Source organism: Larkinella punicea (assembly GCF_003334855.1).
GTDB lineage: Bacteria > Bacteroidota > Bacteroidia > Cytophagales > Spirosomataceae > Larkinella > Larkinella punicea.
Window position 1 is genome coordinate 24,330 of record NZ_QOWE01000011.1, and the last position, 25,766, is coordinate 50,095.

The 25,766-nt window shown below is 50.1% G+C and carries 24 protein-coding genes; 13 read left to right on the forward strand and 11 right to left on the reverse strand.

Features of this window, described 5'->3' with window-relative positions:
• Nucleotides 1-3 precede the first annotated feature (3 nt).
• The 4 genes from DUE52_RS14565 to DUE52_RS14580 all read left to right on the forward strand — a co-directional run bounded on the left by DUE52_RS14565 (nucleotide 4) and on the right by DUE52_RS14580 (nucleotide 5,380).
• Nucleotides 4-1,380 (forward strand): sugar porter family MFS transporter, encoded by a 1,377-nt coding sequence (locus DUE52_RS14565; protein ID WP_114406754.1) that lies wholly within the window; start codon nucleotides 4-6, stop codon nucleotides 1,378-1,380.
• A 95-nt stretch (nucleotides 1,381-1,475) separates the two neighbouring features.
• Nucleotides 1,476-2,876, forward strand: a complete 1,401-nt coding sequence (locus DUE52_RS14570; protein ID WP_114406755.1) for a neutral/alkaline non-lysosomal ceramidase N-terminal domain-containing protein — start codon at nucleotides 1,476-1,478, stop codon at nucleotides 2,874-2,876.
• A complete protein-coding gene (locus DUE52_RS14575; protein WP_114406756.1) occupies nucleotides 2,857-4,422 on the forward strand; it encodes an SLC5 family protein in 1,566 nt (521 codons plus the stop codon). The genes DUE52_RS14570 and DUE52_RS14575 overlap by 20 nt, the downstream gene beginning before the upstream one ends.
• A 79-nt stretch (nucleotides 4,423-4,501) precedes the next feature.
• On the forward strand, nucleotides 4,502-5,380 hold the full coding sequence (locus tag DUE52_RS14580; RefSeq protein WP_114406757.1) for an SMP-30/gluconolactonase/LRE family protein: 879 nt from the start codon (nucleotides 4,502-4,504) through the stop codon (nucleotides 5,378-5,380).
• 345 nt (nucleotides 5,381-5,725) lie between these two features.
• Here DUE52_RS14580 and DUE52_RS14585 read toward each other — a convergent pair whose 3' ends face one another.
• Nucleotides 5,726-6,382, reverse strand: coding sequence for an NAD(P)-dependent oxidoreductase (locus tag DUE52_RS14585; protein WP_114406758.1), 657 nt, complete (start codon nucleotides 6,380-6,382; stop codon nucleotides 5,726-5,728).
• An 83-nt stretch (nucleotides 6,383-6,465) separates the two neighbouring features.
• Complete coding sequence (locus DUE52_RS14590) at nucleotides 6,466-6,708, reverse strand: type B 50S ribosomal protein L31 (RefSeq protein WP_114406759.1); 243 nt, start codon at nucleotides 6,706-6,708, stop codon at nucleotides 6,466-6,468.
• A 482-nt stretch (nucleotides 6,709-7,190) separates the two neighbouring features.
• Between DUE52_RS14590 and DUE52_RS14595 the strand changes: the two genes are divergently transcribed.
• Complete coding sequence (locus DUE52_RS14595; protein ID WP_114406760.1) at nucleotides 7,191-9,650, forward strand: ribonucleoside-diphosphate reductase subunit alpha; 2,460 nt, start codon at nucleotides 7,191-7,193, stop codon at nucleotides 9,648-9,650.
• Nucleotides 9,651-9,825: 175 nt separating this feature from the next.
• On the forward strand, nucleotides 9,826-10,662 hold the full coding sequence (locus DUE52_RS14600) for a hypothetical protein (protein WP_133299842.1): 837 nt from the start codon (nucleotides 9,826-9,828) through the stop codon (nucleotides 10,660-10,662).
• A gap of 31 nt (nucleotides 10,663-10,693) precedes the next feature.
• Here DUE52_RS14600 and DUE52_RS14605 read toward each other — a convergent pair whose 3' ends face one another.
• Complete coding sequence (locus DUE52_RS14605) at nucleotides 10,694-10,906, reverse strand: DUF4926 domain-containing protein (protein ID WP_114406762.1); 213 nt, start codon at nucleotides 10,904-10,906, stop codon at nucleotides 10,694-10,696.
• Between the two features lie 152 nt (nucleotides 10,907-11,058).
• On the opposite strand from DUE52_RS14605, the gene DUE52_RS32425 reads away from it, so the two are divergent.
• Complete coding sequence (locus tag DUE52_RS32425) at nucleotides 11,059-11,211, forward strand: hypothetical protein (protein ID WP_165840938.1); 153 nt, start codon at nucleotides 11,059-11,061, stop codon at nucleotides 11,209-11,211.
• On the forward strand, nucleotides 11,208-11,618 hold the full coding sequence (locus DUE52_RS14610; RefSeq protein ID WP_114406763.1) for a type II toxin-antitoxin system VapC family toxin: 411 nt from the start codon (nucleotides 11,208-11,210) through the stop codon (nucleotides 11,616-11,618). Before DUE52_RS32425 ends, DUE52_RS14610 begins: the two co-directional genes overlap by 4 nt.
• Before the next feature lie 236 nt (nucleotides 11,619-11,854).
• On the opposite strand, the gene DUE52_RS14615 is transcribed toward DUE52_RS14610, so the two are convergent.
• Nucleotides 11,855-12,931, reverse strand: a complete 1,077-nt coding sequence (locus DUE52_RS14615) for a hypothetical protein (RefSeq protein WP_114406764.1) — start codon at nucleotides 12,929-12,931, stop codon at nucleotides 11,855-11,857.
• Nucleotides 12,932-13,144: 213 nt separating this feature from the next.
• Between DUE52_RS14615 and DUE52_RS14620 the strand changes: the two genes are divergently transcribed.
• Nucleotides 13,145-14,161, forward strand: coding sequence for a potassium channel family protein (locus DUE52_RS14620; RefSeq protein WP_114406765.1), 1,017 nt, complete (start codon nucleotides 13,145-13,147; stop codon nucleotides 14,159-14,161).
• A 108-nt stretch (nucleotides 14,162-14,269) separates the two neighbouring features.
• A complete protein-coding gene (locus DUE52_RS14625) occupies nucleotides 14,270-15,124 on the forward strand; it encodes a DMT family transporter (RefSeq protein WP_114406766.1) in 855 nt (284 codons plus the stop codon).
• Here the strand turns inward: DUE52_RS14625 and trxA are convergent.
• Both trxA and DUE52_RS14635 read right to left on the reverse strand, forming a co-directional pair.
• Entirely contained in the window at nucleotides 15,114-15,440 is a 327-nt protein-coding gene (gene trxA, locus DUE52_RS14630; RefSeq protein WP_114406767.1) for a thioredoxin, read from the reverse strand. The genes DUE52_RS14625 and trxA overlap by 11 nt on opposite strands.
• Before the next feature lie 82 nt (nucleotides 15,441-15,522).
• Nucleotides 15,523-16,002, reverse strand: coding sequence for a Cif family virulence factor (locus tag DUE52_RS14635; RefSeq protein ID WP_114406768.1), 480 nt, complete (start codon nucleotides 16,000-16,002; stop codon nucleotides 15,523-15,525).
• 120 nt (nucleotides 16,003-16,122) lie between these two features.
• Here DUE52_RS14635 and DUE52_RS14640 point away from each other — a divergent pair, with 120 nt between their 5' ends.
• On the forward strand, nucleotides 16,123-16,932 hold the full coding sequence (locus tag DUE52_RS14640; protein WP_114406769.1) for a class I SAM-dependent methyltransferase: 810 nt from the start codon (nucleotides 16,123-16,125) through the stop codon (nucleotides 16,930-16,932).
• Nucleotides 16,933-17,033: 101 nt separating this feature from the next.
• Here DUE52_RS14640 and DUE52_RS14645 read toward each other — a convergent pair whose 3' ends face one another.
• The 3 genes from DUE52_RS14645 to DUE52_RS14655 all read right to left on the reverse strand — a co-directional run bounded on the left by DUE52_RS14645 (nucleotide 17,034) and on the right by DUE52_RS14655 (nucleotide 20,090).
• On the reverse strand, nucleotides 17,034-17,951 hold the full coding sequence (locus DUE52_RS14645; protein ID WP_114406770.1) for an FKBP-type peptidyl-prolyl cis-trans isomerase: 918 nt from the start codon (nucleotides 17,949-17,951) through the stop codon (nucleotides 17,034-17,036).
• An 84-nt stretch (nucleotides 17,952-18,035) separates the two neighbouring features.
• Nucleotides 18,036-19,094, reverse strand: coding sequence for an MBL fold metallo-hydrolase (locus DUE52_RS14650; protein ID WP_114406771.1), 1,059 nt, complete (start codon nucleotides 19,092-19,094; stop codon nucleotides 18,036-18,038).
• 12 nt (nucleotides 19,095-19,106) lie between these two features.
• Entirely contained in the window at nucleotides 19,107-20,090 is a 984-nt protein-coding gene (locus DUE52_RS14655; RefSeq protein ID WP_114406772.1) for a fasciclin domain-containing protein, read from the reverse strand.
• Between the two features lie 184 nt (nucleotides 20,091-20,274).
• On the opposite strand from DUE52_RS14655, the gene DUE52_RS14660 reads away from it, so the two are divergent.
• The gene (locus tag DUE52_RS14660) at nucleotides 20,275-20,877 is read left to right on the forward strand and encodes a 3-keto-disaccharide hydrolase (protein WP_114406773.1); all 603 of its coding nucleotides are present in this window, start codon (nucleotides 20,275-20,277) and stop codon (nucleotides 20,875-20,877) included.
• A 63-nt stretch (nucleotides 20,878-20,940) separates the two neighbouring features.
• Here DUE52_RS14660 and DUE52_RS14665 read toward each other — a convergent pair whose 3' ends face one another.
• Together DUE52_RS14665 and DUE52_RS14670 are read right to left on the reverse strand one after the other, a co-directional pair.
• Nucleotides 20,941-21,387, reverse strand: a complete 447-nt coding sequence (locus DUE52_RS14665; protein ID WP_114406774.1) for a hypothetical protein — start codon at nucleotides 21,385-21,387, stop codon at nucleotides 20,941-20,943.
• Between the two features lie 122 nt (nucleotides 21,388-21,509).
• A complete protein-coding gene (locus DUE52_RS14670; RefSeq protein WP_114406775.1) occupies nucleotides 21,510-22,457 on the reverse strand; it encodes a class I SAM-dependent methyltransferase in 948 nt (315 codons plus the stop codon).
• 495 nt (nucleotides 22,458-22,952) lie between these two features.
• Between DUE52_RS14670 and DUE52_RS14675 the strand changes: the two genes are divergently transcribed.
• On the forward strand, nucleotides 22,953-25,733 hold the full coding sequence (locus DUE52_RS14675; RefSeq protein ID WP_114406776.1) for a response regulator: 2,781 nt from the start codon (nucleotides 22,953-22,955) through the stop codon (nucleotides 25,731-25,733).
• The last annotated feature ends 33 nt before the right edge of the window (nucleotides 25,734-25,766 follow it).

Below are 25,766 nucleotides of genomic sequence, written 5' to 3' on the forward strand. Positions count from 1 at the left end.
CAGATGGCTTTGGTACTAACGGCAACCGACGCGTTTTCTTCCGGCGATTTTGCGTATAATAAAGCCTATATCTACCGGATCAATGCGATAGCGGCTTTGGGTGGAATTCTGTTCGGGTTCGATACGGCCATCATCTCGGGGACGATTCATTTTTTCAGTCAGCATTTTCAACTGAACGACCTGCAAACCGGCTGGGCAGTGGGTTGCATCAGCGTTGGGGCCGCCATCGGAGCCTTGTTCTCCGGGCGACTGAGCGATCTGGTAGGGCGGAAAAAGATGCTGTTAGTCAGTGCGTTTCTGTTTGCCATCACCGGCGTCGGCACCGGCTGGGCCACAACCTTTCCGGTTTTTGTCGCTTTCCGAATTGCAAGCGGGATCGCCATCGGCTGTGCCGCTCTGGTCTGCCCGATCTACATTGCCGAAATGGCCCCGGCTCCCTGGCGCGGGCGGCTGGTTTCGTTCTATCAACTGGCCGTTACGATCGGCGTTTTGCTGGCTTATCTCTCCAATTATCTGCTGCTTTATACGGGCGATGATAACTGGCGCTGGATGTTTTCATCGCAATCGGTTCCGGCGTTGTTGTTCTTTCTCGGGTTGTTTTTCGTGTCCGAAAGTCCGCGCTGGTTGATTAGTAAAAACCGGGAAAATGAAGCCCGGACGGTGTTGACCCAGATTGGCGGCAGTGCATATGCCGAAGCCGAAAGCAAAACCATCCGTGCCAGTTTTTCTGCGATCAGGAAGGAAGATCTCCGCTTTTTATTCCGGAAAGACGTTTTTGTTATTGTCCTGATCGGAATCGTTGTTGCGTTCTTTTCCCAGATTGGTGGTCCGCTTGTTGCCTACGCACCCGAAGTTTTTAAACAAGTCGGGATCGCCGAAGATTCGGCTTTTCTGCAATCGGTTTTGTTGGGCATCATCCTCTGTGTATTCACCTTTGTCGCCATTGCAACCATCGATAAAGTGGGTCGCAAAAAATTGCTGTTGATTGGATCTGCTTTTTTGGCCGCCGATATCCTGGCCCTGGCTTTCGCCTTTTATTTCCAGCTTCCCGGCTTTTGGGCGTTACTTTTTATTCTGCTGTTCATTGCCGGTTATGCCGCCACCATCGGCCCGGTCACTTGGGTGATTCTGTCCGAAATCTTTCCCAACCGCATTCGGGGCAGTGCAATGTCGCTGGCAACCTTATCATTGTGGATGGCGAATTTTGTGGTGATTGGTTCGTTTCCGGTTATGAAATCGCAGCTCGGAATGCCGCTTACCTTTGGAATTTACGCGGTTTTGCTCCTGATTTATTTCGTATTCATCCTCCTGACCGTACCCGAAACCAAAGGCAAATCGTTGGAAGAAATCGAACGGTTGTTAACCCGTAAAACCGCATGATTGAATCAGTGTATGGTATAGGGTTTAAAGTTTATACTGGTTCGGATTCGTCTTACTGGGAACCATAAACCCTATGTTATAAACTCTAAACGAATATGGAATCTCAAAAATACCCCGCCTTTAAACAACCGTCATTCACCGGTTTGATCGGTGTTTCCCAGACGGACATAACCCCGCCAGTGGGGATTTACGCCCGCAACTGGGGAGCCGCCACGCACGAAGCCGCCGAGGGCATTCACCGGCCGCTGATGCTGACCTGCGTGACGTTTCAAACCACCAGCGAAGCCGAACCGCTCGTGTTGATCGGCGCGGATCTGGGCTGGTGGCGCAGTTCCGACGACGAACGGTTTTTGCGGAACGGGATTCTGGAAGCCGTGTCGCTCGATCCGTCGCGACTGATGTTTTGCCTGTCGCACACCCACGCTGGCCCCAGCCTCAGCCGCGATGACGCGTCAAAACAGGGCGGTCACCTCGTGGAACCGTACCTCCGGTTTATTCAGACGAATGCGATTCAGGCCATTCAAACGGCGTTGTCCAACGCAGAACCGGCCACGCTGACCTGGAGTTATGGGAAATGCAATCTAGCCAGCAACCGGGATTTGCCGGACGCCGATAAAGACCGGTTTATCTGCGGTTGGAACCCTGAAAAAGATGCTGATGATACGCTGCTTGTCGGACAAATCGCCAATGAGCAGGGCCAAACGCTGGGAACCCTCGTCAATTATGCCTGCCATCCGACAACACTAGCCTGGGAAAACCGCCTGATTTCGCCCGACTACATTGGTGCGCTGCGCGAAGTGGTGGAGAAGACCACCGACGCACCGATGTTGTTTCTGCTGGGTGCCTGCGGGGAGTTGGCTCCGCGCGAGCAATACGTCGGCGATGTCAGCATTGCCGATGCCTACGGACGGCAGTTGGGCTATGCGGTTTTGTCTACATTGGAAGCGATTTTACCACCCCAAAAACAGCTTTCGTTTGCCGGTATCGTTGAGTCGGGTGCCCCTCTGGCGGTCTGGAAAAAAGAGCCTTATGAGCCCTCCACGGCCCTTTCGGTTGAGATGATCGAGGTTGAGTTGCCGTTGAAACAGTTGCCGTCATTGGCGGAAATCGAAACGGAATGGGCCGAATGTCAGGACAATGTGCTGAAGGAACGCATCTGGCGAAGACGCGGCATCCGGAAAACCGTCGGCGATGGCGACACGACCCACATGCCGCTTTGGGTCTGGCGGCTAGGCGATTCTTTTCTGGTAGGTCAACCCAACGAAGCCTATTCCGAATTCCAGCAGAAACTGCGGGCAGAACTGGCTCCGAATGCCGTCGCCGTGATGAATATTGTGAACGGTTCGACGGGCTATCTGCCCCCCGAAAATCTGTATGCCGAAGATATTTATCCGGTCTGGCAATCGCCTTTTGAAAAAGGCTCACTGGAACTGCTGACCGAAAAAGCCATCCGTATTACCCGTTCCTTACTCCAACATGAATCTATCGACGCTTGACCTGATTATTTTTGGCGTTTACATTCTGGGCGTTATTTCATTGGGCATTTATGCCTCCCGCAAGGGCAAACAAACCAAGCGTGATTATTTTCTGGCGGGCGACAAACTGCCCTGGTGGATGATCGGCGGCAGCATCATTGCTTCCAACATCAGCAGCCACCATTTGGTCGGCGCGATGGGCGTGGCCTACAGCCGGGGGTTTGTCGCCATTGCGATGGAGTGGGGGGCTATCCTGATCGGTTTCAACGCCTTGCTCTGGATTTTTCTCCCATTTTACATCCGCAACGGTTTTTATACGATCCCCGAATTTTTACAAAAACGATTCGGCGCGGCCGCCCGAACCACCTACGCCACGCTGATTTTATTGACCTACGTTTTCGTGGAAATTGCGGCTGTTCTGTATCTGGGTGCGCTTTCCCTGCACTCGCTTTTGGGAATTCCAGTCATTGCCAGCATCCTGGTGCTGGCGGTATTTACGGGTATCTACACCATCGCGGGCGGTTTAAGGGCGGTGATCTGGACCGAAATGCTGCAACTAATCGTGCTCGTGCTGGGCGGGGTGGCGCTGACGGTTGCCACGGTCAACGCGGCTGGTGGGATTGATGCCGTCATGGAAACGTCCAAAGACTGGGATCTCATTCTGCCCGCCAACGACCCGGATTTTCCGTGGACCATGTACCTGGGCGGCACGTTGTGCATCAGTATTTTCTACTGTGCGACCAACCAGTTTATCGTTCAGCGGGTGCTGGCCGCCAAAAACGAGTGGCACGCACGGATGGGCGTCGTCTTTGGCGATTACCTGAAATTTCTCATTCCGATCATCATTACGGTTCCTGCGCTGGTGGCTCCCAAACTATTTCCGAACCTCGAAAAACCGGATCTGCTCTTTCCGACGCTGGTCGAGAACCTGCTCCCGGCGGGCTTGGTCGGGCTGGTGATGGCGGGTCTGATTTCGGCGGTGATGTCGCACCTATCCGGGGCCATCAACTCCTGCACCACGATTCTGACGGTGGATGTGTACCTGACCTATTTTCGAAAAGATGCGTCGGACGCCCAGGCGGTGCGGTTTGGGCGAATTGCCGGGGCAACAATCATCGTGCTGGGCATTCTCTGCACGGGTTTGTTCATGACCCAGTCCGACAAACCGGTTTTTCTGTATCTCATGAATGCCTACGGGTTGTTCACCCCCGGCATTGCGGTGATGTTTCTGCTCGGTATTCTCTGGAAACGTACCACCCACGCGGGTGCCTTAACCGCTGGTATTCTGACCATTCCGCTTTCCATTGCCCTCGAAATGATCTTCCCGACCATGCCGTTTTTCAACCGCACCGGCATCGTGTTCTGGACCTGCATGTTGCTCTGCGTGCTCGTCAGTCTGGTAACAAAACCCAAGCCCGAAGCCGAACTGGTGGGCCTGATCTGGAACAAGGAGAGCCTTTCACTGCTCCCCGCCGAACGCGACCAGCAACGCGGTTTGCGAAATCCTTTTATCTGGTGGGCGATAGTTACCGCGATGGTTCTGTACTTTTACATCCGGTATGCTTAGCCCCCCAACCCCCTAAAGGGGGCTTAGTGAAGCCATTTTTAAGCCCCCTTTAGGGGGTTGGGGGCTAAATAGAAGTAAAATGAATCAGAACAACTGGGAAATTGTATTGGAACATTCCTGCCAGTTGGGCGAAGGCCCGGTTTGGGATGCGGAAAAGCAACGAATTTTATGGGTGGACATTCTGCCGGGCGAAATCCATTCCTTCGATCCGGTCAGCAGAGAACACTGGGTTTTTAAAACCGGGCAGATGGTGGGAGCTATTGCCATTCAACCTTCCGGCGATTTGATTGCCGCGCTTCAGCACGGTTTTCATGCCATTTCGCTGGAAAATGAAACCGTCGTTCCCATTGCCGATCCGGAAGTTCATCTGCCCGGAAACCGCTTCAACGACGGAAAATGCGACCCCGCCGGGCGGTTTTGGGCGGGAACCATGTCGATTACCGACGAACCCGGTGCCGGAGCGTTGTACATGCTGGATCAAAATCATTCGGTTTCGGTGAAGGTCGACAATGTCACCTGTTCCAACGGGTTGGCGTGGAGCCTCGACCACCGGCTGCTGTACTACATCGACTCGCCAACCCGGCAGGTGGTGGCCTACGACTATGACGTACACACCGGTACGATTACCAATAAGCGGGTGGTCATTCAGTTTGAGGAAGCAGACGGTTTTCCGGATGGCATGACCATCGACGAAAAAGGTATGCTCTGGATTGCCCTGTGGGACGGCTGGAAGGTGGTTCGGTGCAACCCCAACACCGGCGAACGGCTTCAGCAGATCGACCTGCCTGCCGCCCGGATTACGTCCTGTACCTTCGGGGGCGCGTCGCTGGACGATTTGTACATCACCTCTGCCAAAACCGGATTAAGTCAGCAGGAACTGGCCGAACAACCGCTGGCGGGCTATCTGTTCGTGGTCAAAAACACCGGCATCAAAGGCGTAGGCACCCCGGAACTCTGATTCGTGGGTTGTGCTTATTAATAGATTCTTCTACGTGAATGGGGTTGAACTGCAACTTAGCCGTAATCGATTGGGCGGCTAACGGGACGGGGAAGAGTGCTCCTACCAAAAGAACCAACTGATTGAAGGTCATCTTACTTTTTGCTAAAACGGCGTTCTATACTGAGATGGATAGGGGTACGTTGAGCGTTGTCAGGATGCCGTTAGGCATCAGATGTTTGTAGCTGAGGTCTTGTGTTTTTGCACTGCCTGCCGTAGGTAGGCTACCTACGGCAGGCGGTTGACCATCAGGTCATTGTTCTATAGACATTCCGTCTCTATGAGACGATATGATCCAGAACGTCATTACACCTCCGAAATCGTAACCGCTTCTTTCGGATAATCACCGGTTTTGTAAATCTCGACCATAAACCGGGCGACGTTGGAGCGGCTGATGGTCAGGTTGGGTTTCGGCTCATTGTTAATCGTAATCCGGACTTGTCTCGGCTTCTTTGAATTCGTCAGCCCGACGGGGCGAACCGCCGTCCAGTCGCTCAGCGAAGCCGCCAATAGCTGCTCCTGACGCTCGTGATCGCGGTAGGCGACGCCCACGTTGCTGTAGTTGATGAAAAAGCGGAACCAGGCGGGAATGTCTTTTTTGGTTTCGTTGACGCCCCAGGCAGTGGTGACAATGATGCGTTTGATGTGCAATTCGTTGGCGACTTCCAGCACGTTGCGCATCGTGCTGGAGAGAAAGTCCTTCGGCGTTCGCAAACTGCTCCACGGAAAATCGGAGGTTCGGGAGATGTTGAGGGTACTCAAAACCGCATCACAGCCGAGCATGGCGAGCCGGAGCGCCGTTCGGTCGAGCTTCTTGCTTTCGAACAGCTTGAGGTTGCGGGAGGTTATTTTTACTTTATCGATATCCCGAACCAGCGCGTGAACGGAAATACCGGCTTTCAACGCCTGATCGAGCAATTCTTTTCCCGTGCGACCCGTAGCACCCAAGATCAATATTTTCATCGTACTGCTAAGTTACACGTAAAGAAAACGAAAAAGCCGCCATCAGAAGGGTCTGATGGCGGCTTTTTCAGGTGTCGATAGGATTACTTCTTACCGTACCGTTTCAGGAATTTATCAACGCGACCCGCAGTGTCGAGCAGAACGTTCTTGCCGGTATAAAACGGGTGTGATTCCGAACTTACTTCGACTTTCACAACCGGGTAGGTGTTGCCTTCGAATTCGATGGTTTCCTTCGTTTGAATGGTCGAGCGACTCAGGAATTTGTGATCGCTGGTCAGATCCCAGAATACGACGTCTCTATATTCCGGATGGATGCCTTTTTTCATGACAATGGTAATATTATAAAATAAATCAGTTCTGGAACGGTCTCACCACCAGCACAGTTAGGACGTGTCGGTAGATTTAAGGAGTGCAAAGGTAAAGAGTTTCCGACTGGATTCCAACCACTTCGCTCGCTTTTGTTTAAATCAAAAAAAGTATGTTACTCTTGATTGAATTTTTAGTGCTTTTTCGGTAATTTGGGTAACAATTCAGTAACAATCAGAGTTTTAGCACAGGGTCTATACCGTTCGCTAATTTTAGCCTATCAACTTTTTTAGACCCTATTTTTGGTAGGCTTTCGATAAGTTATTCTGCGTAAGGTCTTAACAGTTTCTTAATACAGCCACCTGTTTTAATAATTCCAAGTTCGCAGAGCACGAGTGAACATTCCGCTTTGCTTTGTTGTAGTACTGCTTAGTACCTTTAAGCAATCAACCGAGAGGCATCATACTCTATATATCTACTTTACAACATTCCATATCATATTATGTACGTACTCAAGCGTGACGGCCGCAGGGAATCGGTCAAGCTAGACAAAATCACCGCCCGGATCGAAAAACTCTGTTACGGTTTAGATCCGGCCTACGTTCAGCCGATCGAAGTATCGATGAAGGTGGTGAACGGGATCTACGACGGCGTCAAAACGACGGAACTGGACAATCTGGCGGCTGAGACAGCGGCTTCGATGACCACCCGCCACCCGGATTACGCGATTCTGGCCGCCCGCATGGCGATCTCCAACCTGCACAAAGAAACCAACAAGTCCTTCTCGGGCACCATCAAGCGGCTGTACAACTACGTTGACCCCAAAACCGGTGAAAACGCAGCCCTGATTTCGAAGGAAGTGTATGACGTGGTTCGGAAAAATGCCGCCCTGCTTGACTCTACGATCATTTATGACCGGGATTACGGCTACGATTATTTTGGCTACAAAACGCTCGAAAAATCGTATCTGCTGAAGATGGAAGGCAAAATTGCCGAACGTCCGCAGCACATGCTGATGCGCGTGGCCGTCGGGATTCACATGGCCGACGTCGAAGCCGCCGTTGAAACCTACAACCTGTTGTCGGAAAAGTGGTTTACACACGCGACGCCGACGCTGTTCAACGCCGGAACGCCGAAACCGCAGATGTCGAGCTGCTTCCTGTTGTCGATGAAAGACGACAGCATCGAGGGCATTTACGACACCCTGAAACAAACCGCCAAGATTTCGCAGTCGGCGGGCGGTATTGGTCTGAGCATTCACAACATCCGCGCAACAGGTACGTATATTAAAGGAACGAACGGAACGTCGAACGGGATTATCCCGATGCTCCGCGTGTTCAACGATACGGCCCGCTACGTCGATCAGGGCGGTGGAAAGCGCAAAGGTTCCTTTGCGGTTTATCTGGAACCCTGGCACGCCGATATTTTTGATTTCCTGCAACTGAAGAAAAACCACGGCAAGGAAGAAAACCGCGCCCGTGACCTGTTCTACGCCCTCTGGGTGCCGGATTTGTTCATGAAACGCGTGGAAGACAACGACGTCTGGTCGCTGATGTGCCCACACGAATGCCCCGGCCTGGCAGATACCCACGGTGAGGCTTTTGTGGAACTCTACGAACAATACGAGCGCGAAGGCCGGTATCGTCGGCAGGTGAAAGCGCAGGATCTGTGGTACGAAATTCTGGAATCGCAAACCGAAACCGGAACGCCGTACATGCTGTTCAAGGATGCGGCCAATGCCAAATCGAACCAGAAAAACCTGGGTACGATCAGGTCGTCGAACCTTTGCACCGAGATCATCGAGTACACGGCGCCGGACGAAGTGGCGGTTTGTAACCTGGCGTCGATTGCGTTGCCGAAGTACATTGTGAAAGGGGCCGACGGAATTTCGCGTTTCGATCACCAGAAACTGTACGAGATCACGCGGGTTGCGACCAAGAACCTCAACAAAATCATCGACATCAACTATTATCCGGTTGAAGAAGCCCGTCGGTCGAACATGCGCCACCGCCCCATCGGACTGGGCGTTCAGGGGCTGGCCGATGCGTTCATTATGCTGCGGATGCCGTTTGAATCGGAGGAAGCGAAGCAGTTGAACAAGGATATTTTTGAGACGATTTACTTTGCCGCCATGACGGCGTCGATGGAACTGGCGAAAGTGAACGGCCCGTATGAAACCTGGAAAGGCTCGCCGATTTCGCAGGGCATCTTCCAGTTCGATATGTGGGGTGTTACGCCGGATTCGGGTCGCTGGGATTGGGAGTCGCTGCGGAAAGAAGTGGTTCAGCACGGGGTTCGGAACTCGCTGCTGCTGGCACCGATGCCAACGGCTTCGACCAGCCAGATTCTGGGCAACAACGAATGTTTTGAACCGTTTACGTCCAATATTTACGTCCGTCGTGTGTTGTCGGGTGAGTTCGTGGTGGTCAACAAGTATTTGCTGCGCGACCTCGTGAAACTCGGCATGTGGAACGACCGGATGAAAAACATGCTGATTGCCGCCAACGGCTCGGTGCAGAACATTCCGGGTATTCCGCAGAACATCAAGGAGTTGTATAAAACCGTTTGGGAGATCAAGCAGAAAACCGTCATCGACATGGCTGCCGACCGGGGTGCGTTCATCTGCCAGTCGCAGTCGCTGAACATTCACATGGTGGATGCCAACTTCGGCAAGCTGACGTCGATGCACTTCCACGCCTGGAAGCGCGGACTGAAAACCGGGATGTATTACCTCCGCACGAAAGCCGCTGCCGACGCCATCCAGTTTACGGTGGAGAAGCAGGCCGAGTCGCAACTGCAACCGGTGTTGGCCGAAACGATGGAAAAACCGTTGAACTACGAAAAATACGCCCAGGAAGGAGCAGCCGCTCATCCGCAACTGGTCAGCGACGCCGAAACCGCCTATGCCGCGATGGTGTGTTCGATTGACAACAAGGATGATTGTGAGGCTTGTGGGTCGTAAAATTTAACATTATAAAGAAAGCGCTCGACAATCGAGCGCTTTTTTTATGCCTAATTGTTTGTTTTTAAATTAAAATTTTTTGAATAATGGCTAAAAAAAGAGATAAATAATTGACTTTTTAATTTGTTTTTACTATCTATATAATTGATAATTTTCGTAACAAAATAAGTTAATTATGTTTAGTAACAGAAGGTTAGAAGAAAGGAAAAGTGCATTAGAAAAGATAAATATTTTAAAGCATAAAATCGATAAGATTAATGTTATACATTATTCATGCGAATCATTTTATCATAATAATGGAAGCACACCTCGTATTACAGATATATGTGTAAAGAATAAAATTAATGGAAGCTCTCATGTATTTTCAATACATCTTCAAGCTCAGATAAGACGTAAAGAGTTATGTTGTTTATCAATGCATGATTTTGACTTGTTAGAAAAAGAAATGCTTGATAGCTTCTATAAGTATGTTAAGAGCCATAAAACAGATTATTGGGTACATTGGAATATGAGAAATCCAATCTATGGATTTGATGCTATTGCTAATAGATATAAAATCCTTGGTGGAAACCCGGTTGAGATAGAAGACCAGTTTAGATTTGATTTGAACAATTTAATGTTCGGTTTATACACTAAGGAGTTTGAGTTTAATGAACCGAAGGGGCGTATGCTGAATATAGCAGAGCGAAACAAAATAACAGTTAGAGATGCATTAACTGGCAAAGAGGAGGCAGATGCATTTGCTCAAAGAGATTATCAGAAGTTATTTATGTCCACTGCAAGAAAGGTAGAAATCATAGATATGATTACAGATTTAGTGGCAAAGGATCAACTATTAGTAAATACACCGAAATATAAGATATACGGTTTAAGTATACCTGGTATAATTGAGATGGTTAAGAATAACTGGATTTTAACATTATTAGTATCTGTTTGTATTTACGTTTTAGGAATTATATCTGAAGATTACGTGAAAACTTTATTTAGCGAGTTTAAAATCTTCTTTAATTGATTAAAATTATCAGAGGAGCAAAGATATTATATTACAGCAAATCCGCTTGCAAAAAAACCTTCATTAGATTATTTATATGAATAGTTGGCATGGCATAAGGAATACCATTTTTACCGACAAATTCTACGAGGTATTGATTTTCCGGACCAATATCTACAATTACGCCAATTTCGCCCCGGCGCAGGTTGTATTCGGGTAAGGGTGCAGTCAATCCCATTGGATCATGTACGCGTAACGCTTCCATAGTATCAAGTAATTAACAAATTAGGTTGCAACTAGTCAGATATGGGAATCTTCATGATTCGGTTAGATTGCGGTATGGCCGCTTTTGCCTTTTGTATAAAGCACCGGATATATCATTTTTGCGTTATCTTAGCGAACTGAATGTAGACGATCATGAAAACTGCGGCCAAATCCATTAAAGCCCTGCCTGGAAAACCGAAGCCAAAATCCAACCTGAAATTGGCGATAGGAAAGTACAAAGGTGTCATTGTTGAGAAAGATGACTGCTGGGATGACGATCTGAAGAAGACTATCCCGGATCGATGAAGTATTTACTGGACACACATATTCTCATTTGGGCTCTTACTGACAATCCTAAACTAAATTCCGCTGTCAAAGCCATTCTGACTGACGACACCAACGAACTGTTTTTTAGTACAGAAAGTATTCGGGAAATCATATTGAAGGCGAAAATTGGTAAGCTGGCCTTACCAATTGGTATTGATAATCTGCTATATGAATTGCAGAATGAGTACGGTATTCGTCAGCTAACACTCAAGCCGAACCATCTGAAACAGTTATATCTTCTGGAAACACCTTCCTATCATAAAGACCCGTTTGATCATCTGCTCATCTGTCAGGCAATTGCTGACAAGTTAATTATGATTAGTGCTGATCGAAACTTTCCCTACTATCAAACTCAAGGACTTCAATTGTTGGTCAATACAATTTAGATACGAAAAGTTTACTAACACAACGCAAAGTGCCGATGAAGGATATGGGCCATAGAAATCTAGAGTAATGGTTGATAGCCCACGGTTTTGTCGATGTGGGTTGCAAAAAACGAACCCGCATCGACAAAACCGTTAAAACGTTTTCCATTTTTCAGTCTCCTTTTCTCGAACCCACGATTGAAATCGTGGGCTGATCGTTTGTTCTAGCAGGCTTGTTATCATAAACTCATCGCCCCTTATTTCTTATGCTTGGCCAGCCACTGGTCCACGGTGCCGGTGATCGAAAACCGGACGTCTTTAAACCGCTCGGGCTTGGGTGTATTCAGGGCTTGCTGAAGTTTGACGATGCTGGGGTAAAAATCAGCGCTCCGGTTCAGGAATTGCCCGTCGAGGGCGCGCAGAAGCTGCTCGATGCCGTACATGTCGAAGCTCCAGTGCTGTAGATTGTTGCTGTCTTTGATATCCGCCCGAATGCTGTCCGATAGCCGGCCGATGCTCGCGTTCAGGGGGGCGACAAACTGCGCGGGATGCTCCACCGGGTTGCCATCCAGAAAATAATATACCTCTTTATACCGCCAATCACTATCCAGCAACGCAATCAGTTCGGCTTCCCAGTTCGGATGCGCTTTGATTTTGGCAAGAGCCGCCTGCTTGACATCGTCGGGCTGATACCGGCTGGAATACCCCAACAGGTTGACAATCGGATCATCGACTTTCTGAGCCGCAATCGTCTCCAGATTTTCCCGATGCAGGCGGTCTTCCTGTTCGGCTCGCTGGGCCATTTCGACCTCCGCAGACTGGGCAGCTTCGCGAAAGTATCCCACCAGTAAACCGCCGGAAAATATGGCACTCACACCCATTGCCACCCAAAAAGAACCCTTGAGAACAGTGAGCGGAATCAGCGAGGGACCAGTGACAGGAAGCGAGAGAAGACACGGGATCAGCCAGAGCAGCGGGATCCAGAACTGCCCCTGCCGGACGGCCAGCCCGTGCAAAAAAGCCGGATAGAGCGTATCGTTGTGCCACTCCCATTTGAATACCGCACAAAAAAACGTGGTCAATGCCACCACCAGCCAGGCAAAGAAAACCAGCGGAGTCCGGGTGCCTGCCTGGGCAACCCAATCAAACCCGCCCCGGACGTTTAACGTAATCGTTAGCATCAAACTGGTCAGGACAAAACCGGCTCCCAAAAAGAACAGGCCCAGCCCGTAACCCATGGCGTTTTCGCCGACCAGCGATGGTTTGGAAGCCGTAAATAAGGTTAGGCCGATGAAAAATACGGTCGTGAGGACCGCAAAGAGGTAGGCAAGCATGATGATTTTAAGGTTACGGGGGATGGGGCGAAATATAGCGGTTTGTACGGAATTCTTAAAAAGTTTGTTGCGCGATGTCAGGTTGATTTGTTAGGTAACTAGATTATTTGCTCTGGTTACTATTATCAAAATATAATTTTATAAATTTTAGATTAGTGATGTTAATATACTGTTGAAATTAGTATTTTTGGAATTATCTCTTTTTTAGATAACATGTTCAACGGCCGTCAGCGGTATTCCCTTCTCTTCCCTTTTCTGATCATCATTGCCATTTCGTTCATGGGGATTGGCGGGTATATGTACATCGAAGACTACAACTTCATCGACGCCCTGTACATGACGGTCATTTCGATTACCACGGTGGGCTATACGGAGGTAAAACCGTTGTCGCCCAACGGACGGCTTTTTACGGTTCTTTTGCTGATTTCCAGTTTTACCACGTTCGCTTATGCCCTGGCACTCATTACGCAATACGTTGCCAGTGGCGAATTGATTAACTATTTTAGACAACGGAAAATGGTCAAACAGATTGATGAACTCACTAACCATGTGATTCTTTGCGGGCTGGGGCGAAACGGGCAGGAAGCGGCCATCACGCTGCGCCAGAATAAAGTGCCGTTTGTAGTCATTGAGCAAAACGAGGAACGCGTCCGGTCGTATATGGCCAAAAATGAATCACTGCTGTATCTGATCGGGAATGCCACGGAAGATGAAACGCTCCAGAAAGCCGGCATCGACCGGGCGAAGGCCTTGCTGACCGCCCTGCCCACCGACGCCGATAACGTTTTTATCGTGTTGAGTGCCCGGAGTCTGAATGAGAAACTGACTATCATCAGCCGGGCGTCGCAGCACTCAGCGCTGAATAAATTGCGCAAAGCCGGGGCCAACAAGGTTGTGATGCCGGATAAAATTGGGGGCGCCCACATGGCCAGTATCGTGAGCCGCCCCGACGTGATGGATTTTCTGGAATACCTGACAGGCTACGCCGAGAGCGGTTCTATTGTCGACGTCATGGAAATTGGCACGTTATCGAAAGATTATGAAGGCGTGCCGCTCCGGCAACTTATTGACGACCACCTGGCCGAAGGCATCGTCATCGCCATCAAAACCACCAGCGATTACCTGATTACACCCAGCCCCAGTCTCCTCCTCGAACGAACGATGAAGTTGTTTTTTCTCCATAAAATCAACGTTCGGAACGCTTCGATGGAATTGGTGCAGAAAGCCTGACCAATGACGGTTTTTAGAGAATAGGCAACCTTGACAGCCGGTGCGATTGCCGGAGCGAAATCCGATGACTACCTTTGCCGGTCCTCTGAAATTATCTCCCAATCGGTAATGTCTTCCCACCTGAGTCTGATTATTGGCATTCTGTGCATCAGTATTTTTCCGGTTCTCATCCGGGCCACGCCGATTTCCGGCATCAGCGATGCGTTCTACCGCATGAGCATTGCCACGGTGCTGATCTGGCCTTACGTACTTTTGACTGGAAACTGGCAGGCTAAAACACTGCGCTACTGGAAACCCATTCTGGTGTGCGGGCTGTTTTTTGCGTCCGACATCGTCGTCTGGAACCTGTCCATTCAGGAATCGACCGCCACACAGGCGAGTTTGCTGACTAACCTGTCGCCCATCTGGGTGGGAATCGGTACCTTTCTGTTTTTCCCCGACAAACCAACGAAATACTTCTGGATCGGTACGGCGACGGCGCTGGTTGGGCTGGTTCTTTTGATGGGCGTCGAAGTGTTCCTGACCATGCAGTTCGACCGGGCGTTTTTCCTGGCCGTTCTGTCGGGGCTGTTTTATGCCGGGTACATTGTCGTCAGCAAGACGGTTTTGGATAAAGTCCCGATTCTGAACTTTATGGCTTCAAGCATGACGGTGTCGAGCCTTTATCTGGTGCTGCTGTGCGTCGTGTTGGGCGAACCACTGTGGGGCTTCGAACCCCGGATTTGGGGCTCTCTGGTGGTTCAGGCGGTGGTTTGCCAGCTTCTAGGCTGGATTGCGGTCAGCCATGCGCTCCAGAAAATCGATGCACAACGGGTTTCGCTGAGTCTGCTCAGCCAGGCTATCGTGACCGGTTTTCTAGCCTGGCTGTTTATCGACGAGAAAATAACGTTTCAGATGATTCTGGGCGGAATCATCATTCTGCTCGGTATTGCCATCACCTTCCGGCGGACGGTTAACCCGTAACCTGCCGCACCATCGCTTCCAGTTTCTGAAGCGGCAGCACCCCCGATTGCCGCCAGATGATTTTCCCTTTGTGGAACAAGATCATTGTCGGAACGCTCTGAATCTGGTAGGTGCCGGAAGCCCAGCGGCTTTTGTCGACATCCACTTTGATGATGCGTAGTTTGTCGCCGGTCCGTTCGGCGAGCTGCTTCAGCGTGGGGGCCAATACTTTACAAGGCCCGCACCAGTCGGCGTAAAAATCGACCAGCACGGGCGTGTCGCCCCGGATAATATCATGAAATGATTCGTTTTGTGTCGTGTTTGCTGCGTTGCTCATACCCATTGCCGGGCAAAAGAGACACCGGCAAAAGCATAACACCGCGATTCGTCAGGAAGTTTTACCAGGGACGGTTTTGACTTTATTTACCGGATTGCGCCGTTTGATTGGCCAAGTTGGTGAGGGCACAGACGTGAATGATTTTCCATTTACCACCGATTTTTTCAACCACCCGGGATTCTTTCGAGGTGGTTTTGCCGTGACTGTCGATCAGCATCTGGTCATACCACACAAAGGCCATTTTCCCGTTCTGATGAATCTCGTAGTTCGTGTTGTAGATGGACACACTGTCGGCCGGTCTGGAGCTGTTGAACTGGCTCTTGAACTGCTTTTCCATGTTGTCCCACCCTTTGATCAGGGTAAAGTCTCCGCCGTATAAATTAGCCGCAAAATAGATGTAAGGTGTGTGTGCCCAGCAATCCGCCCATTTTTCTTTGTCTCGCTTAAAGAAACCCTCCGTCTCATCGTAAAGAACCTTTTTGATGGCCACCTGATCGTTCTGTCCCCATCCGGGAAGAACCGTGCCAGCCATGACGACGCATAAAATCAGAAGCTTTTTCATGATCGTATCGGGGAATGGTATAGGATGAAGGTATAGACTTTTATTGCAATAATCAAGTATTATTTTGTATTTTATCTGTTCATCTGTCCATAATAGAAACCAATCCGTACATTCGGTTCTATGTCAAATCAAACCGCCACCAGCCGGGCTGAAATGCCAAAGGCTGCCAACCCGGTTCTGGATCGCCGAACCGTTGAAAATGCCAACCGAAATTTGTTGAAACACCTGAAACCGGGCCTGTCGGTGCTGGATGTAGGCTGCGGTTCCGGAGCCATCACGCGCGGCATGGCCGAACGGGTGGGGCCGCAGGGCCGCGTGGTGGGCATCGACCCCAGCGAAACCCTGCTTTTACAGGCCCGCCAACAGTCTGGCGAACTTCCCCAACTCAAGTTTCAAACGGCGGATGTCTACGATTTTGAAACCGCCGAACAGTTTGACCTGGTCACTTGCGCCCGTGTGCTGCAATGGCTCGCCCGCCCGGAAGAGGCCCTGGCCCGGATGGCAAAATGGGTGAAACCGGGTGGGGTGCTGGCCGTGCTCGACTACAATCACGAAAAGGTGGAATGGATGCCCGAACCGCCCGAAACCATGAAGAAATTCTACGGGGCGTTTCTAAAATGGCGGCAGGAGGCCGGTTTCGACAATGCCATTGCCGACCATCTGAAAGACCAGTTTCTGCGGATTGGTTTCGAGAAGATAACGATTGAGCCACAGTTTGAAATCAGCCAAAAAAGCGAGCCGACCTTTGTGGAAACGAGCCGAATCTGGTCGGAGGTGGCCCATCTGCGCGGACCACAACTGGTGAAGGATGGGTATATTTCGGAAGAAGACCGAACGGCCGCCATCGAAGACTACAATCGGTGGATTGCCACAACCGGTGAATCCATGCAGTTGTATTTACTGGCGGTTGAAGGGCAGAAGAACGGATAAAACCGGTATTCGGTTTACGGTGGCTGACGCATTAAATGGCATAAGCGTGCGTCAGCCACCGTAAACCGTAAACCGTAAACTGAATACCGTAGACCGTCAATTTACTTGGCCGATTTAACGGTTATTTCAAAAGCCAGTGGCGCATAGGGAGGCACGACGTAATAGCCTTTGGAATCAGAGCTACCCTGCGCGCCATAACCGATTCCGGACGGGAAAACCAGCAGGGCTTTGTCGCCAACCGAAAGCAGAGAAATCCCTTTGTCAAAACCAACGATGTATTGTCCGGAACCCAGTTTGATTGTCAGGGAGTCACTTTTATCAAAAGGAGCCGTTCCTCGCAGGGTGTTAGCGGTATAGGCGACGGTAACGGTTTGTCCGGCCGTGATCCGCGCTCCGGTTCCTTTGGAAAGCCGGTAGACGCGGACGCTATCCGTACCTTGGGCAAATGCCGTAGTATCTGGACGTGGCAGCTTTTTAAGCGTAGCATAATCGCCCATCTGCTCAATTTGTGAGCGGGAGCGATTGAGCTTGACGTCAAAAATAACCGCACTGTACTCCGGCATTTTATTTTCGCGGGTATTGCTGCCAAAGGCCAGGTTGTTAGGCATAAAAAAACGACCCGTCTGGCCTTCTTTCATCAAGATGAAACCCTCTTCCAGGCCTGGAACGACCACGCCGGCCAGAAAAGGAATATAAGCCGGTTTGGTTCGGTTGGCGCTATCTACCAAAACCGCCTTTTTCGTGGTCGGATCGATGTAGGACAGCGTATAGGTAAACTCCAGTTCCTCGTTCGGCGTCGCAGCTTTGGCAGTTGAGGGCGTGGGCGTAATGATATAATACAGCCCTGAAAGGGTTGACGTTACCTGATCCTGTAACTGGTTAGCTGTCAAATGATCCTTGATCTGCTGGATGTTCTGTTCCACCGTGCCGGCACTCGGATCATTGAGATTATTCATACAGGAAACCAGTCCGACCGCCAGAAACAAGGCAATAAGCGCACTCAGATGTTTAGAATTCATGCTCGCAATTAAAATTGAATTGATAAGGTGTAACTGTATCCATGACCCCACCTTTTGAAAAACCGTTGCAACGGCCCGTAAAAATTACGGTACCAACCGGCCTTCACCTTCCCGCAAGGTCCAAAAACGCATGGCCAGTTCAGGCTTGGTGGTGAGGACTTTACGCAATTCCTCGACGGGTTCGTTTTCGCCGTCGTCGGCCAGCGGAAAGGTGCCGTAATGAATGGCTACGCTCTGTTGCGAACGGATGTCGTCGTGAATCCGGACGGCCTCGGCGGGCGAGCAGTGAATGGGCGACATGAACCAGGTAGGCCGAAAGGCACCAATTGGAATCAGCGCAAGCCGGATGGGACCGAACTGTTCCCCGATCTTCTTGAAAAACGGACCGTAACCCGTATCTCCGACAAAATACAATTTTCCGGCGGCCCGGCTATCGATCAGAAAACCGCACCAGAGCGTGGCGTCACGATCGAACATGCCCCGCCCGGAGAAATGCTGCGCCGGAACGCAATGAATGGTAGTGCTGTCGTTGTAGGCCAGCGAGTCGTTCCAGTCCATTTCGGTTACGTTCTGGCAGCCCTTTTCTTCCAGAAAGGCTTTCACGCCCAGCGGGCAATAGACTTTGGGCTGGTCGCGCCGACAAAGTTTCTGAACCGTCTCAATGTCCAGATGATCCCAGTGATTGTGACTCAACAGCAGAATATCGATTTTGGGAATATCCTCGAAACGAATGCCGGGCGGGCGGTTTCGCGCCGGGCCCACCCACTGATAGGGGCTGGTGCGCTCATACCAGACCGGGTCGGTCAGCACGTTCAGGCTGTCGAACTGGAGCAAAACCGTCGAGTGATTGACAAACGTAACGCGCACCGGAGAGCCGCCAACCCGACCGGGTGGGGGAGGGCCGGGCGGTTCGTTGCGGAAAGCGCCCCACGGTTTTTTGTCGTTGCCCGACAACATCCACTCGAGGGCTTCCATCAAGCCTTTGGCTTTCGCGCCGTTGTAATTATGGAATTGTTTCCCATCGAAATGGTCGGTAACCGGGCCCTTGTATCCGGGTGCGGAAATCAAATAACCAATCGTGAGAAGAACGGCGACGGCAACGACGATAAAGACCAGTAAACCCAGCAGAATTTTCGGAACCATACGGCGGGTAGATTACAGCAACACCTTGTCGATCTTGTGAACAACGCCGTTGGTTGCGGTCATGTTGGCGCTGGTGACCGTAGCCGGCGCTGTCAGGCCTTTGCTTTTCACCGTCACCGTCGTGCCAGTCGTGGTGACCGTCAGTTTCCCGGTGCTGTACGCCGTCACGTCGCCCGTGGTCAGATTATTGGAATAGAGACGACCCGCTACGACGTGATTGGCCAGAATAGCGGTCAGGGCTGCCACCGGCACTTTATTGATCGTATCAGCCGTGCTGAGTTTTAAGGCCCGAAAAGCGTTGTTGGTGGGCGCAAACGTCGTGTAGGGTTGTGTTCCCGTCAACACGGCCGCCAGCGTCGGGTTCTGGGTTGCGATCCGCAGGGCGGCAACACCCAGCAACGACAGACTCGTATCGGCCTGAACCACGCCTACCAGGCTGCCCCCGCTGCCGGTTGGGGGGGGTAACAGGATGTGGTCGATGACATGCATGATGCCGTTCGCGGCTTTTACGTCGGGCGTGATCACTTTGGCACCGTTGATGAACAAGCCGCCGGTGCCATTGGTAACGTAGGCGACAACCGCCTGGTTGTTAATGCTCAATGAAGTTTGAACGGCCTTGTTGGTTTCCATCGGAAAACCGGAGGAAGCCACGGCGGCTTTCAGAACGTGGTATTGCAGAATGCCGGTCAACTGTTCTTTGGTCAGGGCCGTCAGTGAAGTCGCATCCGCAACCCCTGAAGCGCGGAAAGCCGCATCGTTGGGGGCAAAAACCGTTAGGTTTGGATTTTTAAACGCGTCGAGCTGACCCGCCTGGAGAATAGCCGCTTCCAGAATGGTGAAGTCGCTGCTTTCAACGATCAGATCAGCAACGGTTTTGGGTTGCGCGGATGCCGTGTCTTCCTCTTTATCACAACTGGTCGTAAACGTAAAAAGAGCGGCTAAAACCGCCAGCAGCAAGGCCCGGGACCGGGGTGTGGACAAACGTGTTTTTTTCATGTAAAAGCGATGGATGAGTAAGATAAAGTGGATAATCAGGTCGGACAGATGGATCGGCTTGCTATCTTTATGCCGGTACAGTTCAAAACGAAACCGGTAGTGTGTTTATTGAACAAAACTAACCGGTTACAACTACGTTACAAAACTACCAAATCCTTTGTTAAACTTACTTTTTTGATAACCCATGAAAGAAAAATTGCTCGTATTGGTTCTCCTCGTTGTGGTGTCGGTTGGTTTTATGGCCCCCACCAAAAAAGTCCGGCTATTCAACGGAAAAGATTTGACGGGCTGGAAAATCTACGGTACCGAAAAATGGTATGTGGCGGATGGTGAACTGGTCTGCGAAAGTGGTCCCGACAAAGGCTACGGGTATCTGGCGACCGATCAATTTTATAAAAACTTCGATCTGTCGCTGGAGTTCAAACAGGAAGCCAACGGCAACAGTGGCGTTTTTATCCGGTCGACGGTGGAAGGAACGAAAGTGAGCGGCTGGCAGGTCGAAGTGGCACCCCCGAATCACGACACGGGCGGTATTTACGAATCCTACGGCCGGGGGTGGCTGATCCAGATTCCCGACGAAAAAGAGAACATCCTGAAACCGGAACAGTGGAACAAACTGCGGATTCGGGCCGAGGGTGACCGCGTGCAGACCTGGCTCAATGGTCAGCAGATGGTGGATCTGAAAGATGAAAAAATTGGAAAAGGCGAAGGCGGAGTGGCTTTGCAGATCCACGACGGGGGTGGCATTAAAGTCCGGTGGAAAAATCTGGAGCTGAAACCGCTGTAAGCGAAGGGACGATCACCTTGCCAATTGCCTGGAGCGATTGGCAAGGTGACAACAAGTCCTGAATTATATGTTTTGTCGTTGCCAAACGAAACAGTTTGTAGATTCCGACACCTGCCGCTTTACAAAACTATAATAGATAGAGTGTAACTCACCAGCCCCGCAGCCCAGTGTCTTCACTTTTACGACAAATTTGGGCGAGTTTTTCAAGATTGAATCAGGTATAATGATCGTTTCGTTGCCCACCAGTATTTTTTCACGAAGTACAGCGATATTGCTGTTCATCGATGTATCGCTTTGAGGGAAAACAGACCAGGTAAATTGGCTTCGGTCTGGAGAAGTCGTTTGACCGGATGCAACCAGCGTTAGCCCACCGACCGGTTCGTAACAGGTATTTTGAGGAGTTATATTCGCAACCGGTTTGCACGTTACGAAGTCATCATCGTTTTTACAACCGGCCAAACAACTGCCTCCAACAAAAACGGCCGCGAAAAGATGTCGATTGTTAAGCATGAGCAAAGGGGTTTAGGTGTAAATCTATAAGTAAGCAAAAGTTAGGTTTATGGCTAAGATTTCATACTATACAGATGGTTCTTCAATAGAGTTACAGCAAACGCGGTTTAATGAGTAGTCCTTTAATTTTTAATGATAAAGGCGGCTTGATCACCTCTATTTTCTTTGTTTAATTGCCGGGCAAGTCGTTTGTATTTTTCTTTTTTTAATTTCCGGTCAATATACCCTGAATACAGGCTTTTTGAATCTTCGTAAAGCCCGATGTTATTTTTGTACTTTTCGCTGTTTGTAAATTGCGCATGGGTAGAGTCATAAATAATATCTTCCAGTTTTAGCCCAGCCTTTGAAATTAGCAACTTCATGCTTTCTACCGAATGGAGAAATAAATGTCTGGGCGCATCCAGTTGAAACCAGTCGGTTCCGTACTGTTCCCAGGCGTATGAAGTAACCGTTGGAATCCGAATGACACAAATTCCGCCGGGCTTTAACAACTTAGAAACCGCCAGTAAATGGTCTAAAGGGTCCGGAACATGCTCAAAGGAATGGTTATAAAGGATAATATCCCATTTTCCTGTAACCGTGTAGATTTGATTCTTGACAACTTTATAGCCGTTTGGATAGACGATAGTCTCCTTTATGAAGGGGTCTACGCCTTGCACCTGCTTCATTCCTAATTCGTATAGGGGGTATAAAAAAGCCCCCTCGCCACTGCCTACATCCAGTATTTTAGACTGCATGGTCAGCGATAAAGAACCTAAGATGTCGTATTGCTTTGCCTGAAAAAAGGCCTTTAGAAGGCCTGAAAAGGTGGTTTTTGGAAATAAAGAGGCCTTGTATTTGTACTTTCTGATGGCGCCTTTTATGCCTCCGAATATGTTTTTTTTAGGAGCCTCGAATCCATTGTAACCTTCGGGATAATACTGCGATAAATTGCCGGGAATCTCTTCTATTTGTAAACAATGGCATTGGTCACACTGGAAGTATATAAATTCTTCGCGTGTTCCAAGCATCATTTCTTTAGCTTTGAAATATTTTTTCTCTTTTTCACTTCCGCAGATACGACACTTCATACGACGATTTTAATAAAACTGTGTTTTTGGCTTTATTATAGTTTTAAGATTAATTTTAAAACCCGGTTTTAGAATCGAAACAGTCTCTTTGCTTTTGACGAAGGTAGTGAACAATCCGGGGAGTATGTACAATTAAGGGTAAATAACATCCATACGGGGAAGTATACCTGCCGGTTATCGGCTTATGTTCCCGACAAGGACAGGAATGAAATTCGCTTTGTGCTCACGCGCGACTGGTTCGACTGGAAGCTGACGAATGTGATTCTGCCGCTGGATTAAAACGCGTGAAATGCAGTACTTAACGGAGAATTTGTTAAATTTAAACCGGATATTTGCGAGCAGCCCGGTAAAATCGACTCAGAATCTAAGGTCTATGATTTTTTTGAGTCAACGGTTTGATAGATCAATCATTGGTTTTGGCTGGAAACAGTAGGCGATACCGACGGGGCTGCGGAACAGCCGTCACCCATAACCTCTGTAACCTTAACGTTTTTTATGGTAATAATCATGCGCCGGGGCATTCCCGCATTGATTGTTTTTGTGATTTCATTTATTTCGATCATTCCTCGCATAAAAGCCCAAAACCGTCTTACTTCAAAAGATGAACGGGAACTAACCCGCGCAGAAGCCCACTTGCAGGCCTTTAGAAATGACAGTGCGATCGCCATTACCGGTAAGTTGGTGAAGGCAATAAAAATCCGTGGCCAACTCAACACGCCTTTTGGTATGCGGGCACAACTGGCAGATGCCATCGCCTTTGAACAGGATGACCAGGGGGATTCAGCCATAAAAAAAATGCTGCGTGTAGAACAGCAAAGTAAGATAAGCGGACCGTGGGAAGTACATGCCAAAGCCTGTCTGGGTCTGGCTTTGTTATACGAAAAGATTGGTCGCAAAGAAAGTAGTAAACAACAACTGGAGTTGGCTAAAGCCGACATTGATCGCTACGGGCTGGATTTGGTATATCCCTATTTCGCCATCCGCAGCGCTTCCTGGGAACGTTTGTACGGGGATAAAAAAAAGGCGCTATTTTTTGCAAGGGAAGGTCTGCATACGGCATCGAGGTACCGGTTAGTGCTCGAAGAAGCGATCAGCCGCATGCTCCTGAACATGCTGCTGCCCGAATCGTCCGTGCATGAACGGATGCATCATAGCCAGGCCGCCGTTAAGCTGTATCAACAATTGGGCGATCATACAGGCTGTAGTTATATGTTTGGAGCCATTGCCAGCCTTCATTTTCAACGAAAAGAGTCGCGCCAGGCCCTGGTGTACAATGACTCCACCATTCTATCGGCCAATCGGGCCATTTTAGAGGGACATGAACGGCACTCCACCATTGCCAGTGCTTACCGGTTTCGCAGTAAGGTCTTCAAGCAGATGGGGTTGTTGGATTCGGCTTTGGCAAACCTGCAGAAAGGGTACAAAATGGAGCTGGATTTAAAAGAGAAAGACATTAGAGACAAGATCATTGAAATAGATTCGCGCTATCAGAATAAATACAAAGAGCAACAGCTTGAAGAACACCAATTGGCCCTGCGCCTGAAGAATAACCAGCTCCGCTTTTCATTGATCATTGTATTTCTGGTATTGGTTTCGGCGGTGGGCCTATACTTTGGCTATCGAAAACAACGGCAGGCTAAACGAAAACTGATTGAACAGAATACGCTCATCCACAACCAGACGACCAAACTCAAAGCCCTCGATGCGGCCAAGTCCCGCTTTTTTGCCAATGTTTCCCATGAGCTGCGTACCCCACTCACGTTGCTGCTCGGCCCCATTAGTACGCTGTTGAACGAAAACCGGCTAACCGGAAAGCAAACCAGTCTGTTGCAATTTGCCCACCGGAGCGGCAAGCAACTCGGACAGTTGGTCACCGATATTCTGGATCTGGGCAAAATGGAAATGGGCAAAATGGAACTGGATGAAAGGCCGACCCTCCTAGCCGCCTTTTTTCGCAGCCATTTCGCCCAGTTTGAGTCATTGGCTGAGAGCAGGAACCTGCGCTATACGTTCCACATCGCGGTGGCCGACGATGTGGAGGCCAATCTGGACCAGGCGAAATGTCGTCAGATTCTGAACAACCTGCTCGGCAATGCGTTCAAGTTTACGCCGACAGGCGGTCAGATAACGGCCACGGTAGGCCTGGCTGATGGAAGGCTGCAGTTGAGCATTGCCGACACCGGTCCGGGTATCCATCCCGACGACATGCCCCACTTGTTTGACCGCTATTTCCAGACCACCCGGCCCGGCAAACCTGCTGAGGGTGGCACGGGCATTGGCCTGGCTCTGTGCCACGAGTACGTCCAGCTTTTGAGGGGAGAAATCGACGCAGAAAGTACGCTCGACACCGGCTCGGTTTTTCGGGTAGTCTTCCCCGTTGTTGTTCTGCCTGCCAATACCAGTAGTCGGAACCGTGAACCGCTGCATTCACGTCAGACTGTGAATGCAGGTGACAGGGGTGTTGCACGGCGCGCCTTAACTACCGGCGAAACGGGAGGAGTGATGCATAACTCAAAACCGACGATCCTCGTTGTGGAAGATAACGCTGATTTACAAGCGTATATTCGCCTGATTTTGTCGGACCAATACCAGGTTGTGACCGCCGACAACGGGAAGGCTGCGTTGGAACGATTACGGGTAGACAGTAAGGCGGGGATCTCGCTCATCCTCTCCGATTTAATGATGCCCGTCATGGATGGGTATCAATTGCTCAGGCAGCTCAAATCCGATGATGCTACCCGTCACCTCCCTGTTATTATGCTGACCGCCAGGGCCGATGCGCAGGACAAATTGCGGGCTTTGCGCATTGGTATAGACGATTACCTGCTCAAGCCCTTCGACGAGGAAGAACTGCTGACCCGTATTGCCAATCTGCTGGCTAACCAGGCTGCCCGTCGATTGGCAATCACCCAAGAGGAGAAACCCGATCGGGCGGGTCCTGTCCTGTCACAGGAAGACCGGGAATGGCTGGCAACGTTTGAGGGATTTGTGCAGCAAAACCTGGCCGATCCAACGCTCAACGTGCCGGAGTTAGCCCACCAGTTCGCCATGAGCGAATCCACTCTCCTGCGTCAGTTGAAACGGCTGACGGGGCTTTCGCCACTGCAATATGTGCAGGCGGTGCGGATGGAGGAGGCTCGACGCCTGCTGGAAAGCCATACCAATTACTCCATTACCCAGGTAGCGGCTAAAGTAGGTTATGCCGATGCCCGCTCATTTGCGCGCAGTTTTCGAACGCGGTTTGGTAAGCCACCTTCTGAGCTGCTGGAAACCTGATTTCGGGTTTAAAATAGCTTCTTACCCCTCATT

What these genes read in the sequence shown, in the direction of transcription:
- DUE52_RS14565 (WP_114406754.1), top strand. Translation starts at nt 4, where the DNA reads ATGGCTTTGGTACTAACGGCAACCGACGCGTTTTCTTCCGGCGATTTT.
- DUE52_RS14570 (WP_114406755.1), top strand. Translation starts at nt 1,476, where the DNA reads ATGGAATCTCAAAAATACCCCGCCTTTAAACAACCGTCATTCACCGGT.
- DUE52_RS14575 (WP_114406756.1), top strand. Translation starts at nt 2,857, where the DNA reads ATGAATCTATCGACGCTTGACCTGATTATTTTTGGCGTTTACATTCTG.
- DUE52_RS14580 (WP_114406757.1), top strand. Translation starts at nt 4,502, where the DNA reads ATGAATCAGAACAACTGGGAAATTGTATTGGAACATTCCTGCCAGTTG.
- DUE52_RS14585 (WP_114406758.1), bottom strand. Translation starts at nt 6,382, where the DNA reads ATGAAAATATTGATCTTGGGTGCTACGGGTCGCACGGGAAAAGAATTG.
- DUE52_RS14590 (WP_114406759.1), bottom strand. Translation starts at nt 6,708, where the DNA reads ATGAAAAAAGGCATCCATCCGGAATATAGAGACGTCGTATTCTGGGAT.
- DUE52_RS14595 (WP_114406760.1), top strand. Translation starts at nt 7,191, where the DNA reads ATGTACGTACTCAAGCGTGACGGCCGCAGGGAATCGGTCAAGCTAGAC.
- DUE52_RS14600 (WP_133299842.1), top strand. Translation starts at nt 9,826, where the DNA reads ATGTTTAGTAACAGAAGGTTAGAAGAAAGGAAAAGTGCATTAGAAAAG.
- DUE52_RS14605 (WP_114406762.1), bottom strand. Translation starts at nt 10,906, where the DNA reads ATGGAAGCGTTACGCGTACATGATCCAATGGGATTGACTGCACCCTTA.
- DUE52_RS32425 (WP_165840938.1), top strand. Translation starts at nt 11,059, where the DNA reads ATGAAAACTGCGGCCAAATCCATTAAAGCCCTGCCTGGAAAACCGAAG.
- DUE52_RS14610 (WP_114406763.1), top strand. Translation starts at nt 11,208, where the DNA reads ATGAAGTATTTACTGGACACACATATTCTCATTTGGGCTCTTACTGAC.
- DUE52_RS14615 (WP_114406764.1), bottom strand. Translation starts at nt 12,931, where the DNA reads ATGCTTGCCTACCTCTTTGCGGTCCTCACGACCGTATTTTTCATCGGC.
- DUE52_RS14620 (WP_114406765.1), top strand. Translation starts at nt 13,145, where the DNA reads ATGTTCAACGGCCGTCAGCGGTATTCCCTTCTCTTCCCTTTTCTGATC.
- DUE52_RS14625 (WP_114406766.1), top strand. Translation starts at nt 14,270, where the DNA reads ATGTCTTCCCACCTGAGTCTGATTATTGGCATTCTGTGCATCAGTATT.
- trxA (WP_114406767.1), bottom strand. Translation starts at nt 15,440, where the DNA reads ATGAGCAACGCAGCAAACACGACACAAAACGAATCATTTCATGATATT.
- DUE52_RS14635 (WP_114406768.1), bottom strand. Translation starts at nt 16,002, where the DNA reads ATGAAAAAGCTTCTGATTTTATGCGTCGTCATGGCTGGCACGGTTCTT.
- DUE52_RS14640 (WP_114406769.1), top strand. Translation starts at nt 16,123, where the DNA reads ATGTCAAATCAAACCGCCACCAGCCGGGCTGAAATGCCAAAGGCTGCC.
- DUE52_RS14645 (WP_114406770.1), bottom strand. Translation starts at nt 17,951, where the DNA reads ATGAATTCTAAACATCTGAGTGCGCTTATTGCCTTGTTTCTGGCGGTC.
- DUE52_RS14650 (WP_114406771.1), bottom strand. Translation starts at nt 19,094, where the DNA reads ATGGTTCCGAAAATTCTGCTGGGTTTACTGGTCTTTATCGTCGTTGCC.
- DUE52_RS14655 (WP_114406772.1), bottom strand. Translation starts at nt 20,090, where the DNA reads ATGAAAAAAACACGTTTGTCCACACCCCGGTCCCGGGCCTTGCTGCTG.
- DUE52_RS14660 (WP_114406773.1), top strand. Translation starts at nt 20,275, where the DNA reads ATGAAAGAAAAATTGCTCGTATTGGTTCTCCTCGTTGTGGTGTCGGTT.
- DUE52_RS14665 (WP_114406774.1), bottom strand. Translation starts at nt 21,387, where the DNA reads ATGCTTAACAATCGACATCTTTTCGCGGCCGTTTTTGTTGGAGGCAGT.
- DUE52_RS14670 (WP_114406775.1), bottom strand. Translation starts at nt 22,457, where the DNA reads ATGAAGTGTCGTATCTGCGGAAGTGAAAAAGAGAAAAAATATTTCAAA.
- DUE52_RS14675 (WP_114406776.1), top strand. Translation starts at nt 22,953, where the DNA reads ATGGTAATAATCATGCGCCGGGGCATTCCCGCATTGATTGTTTTTGTG.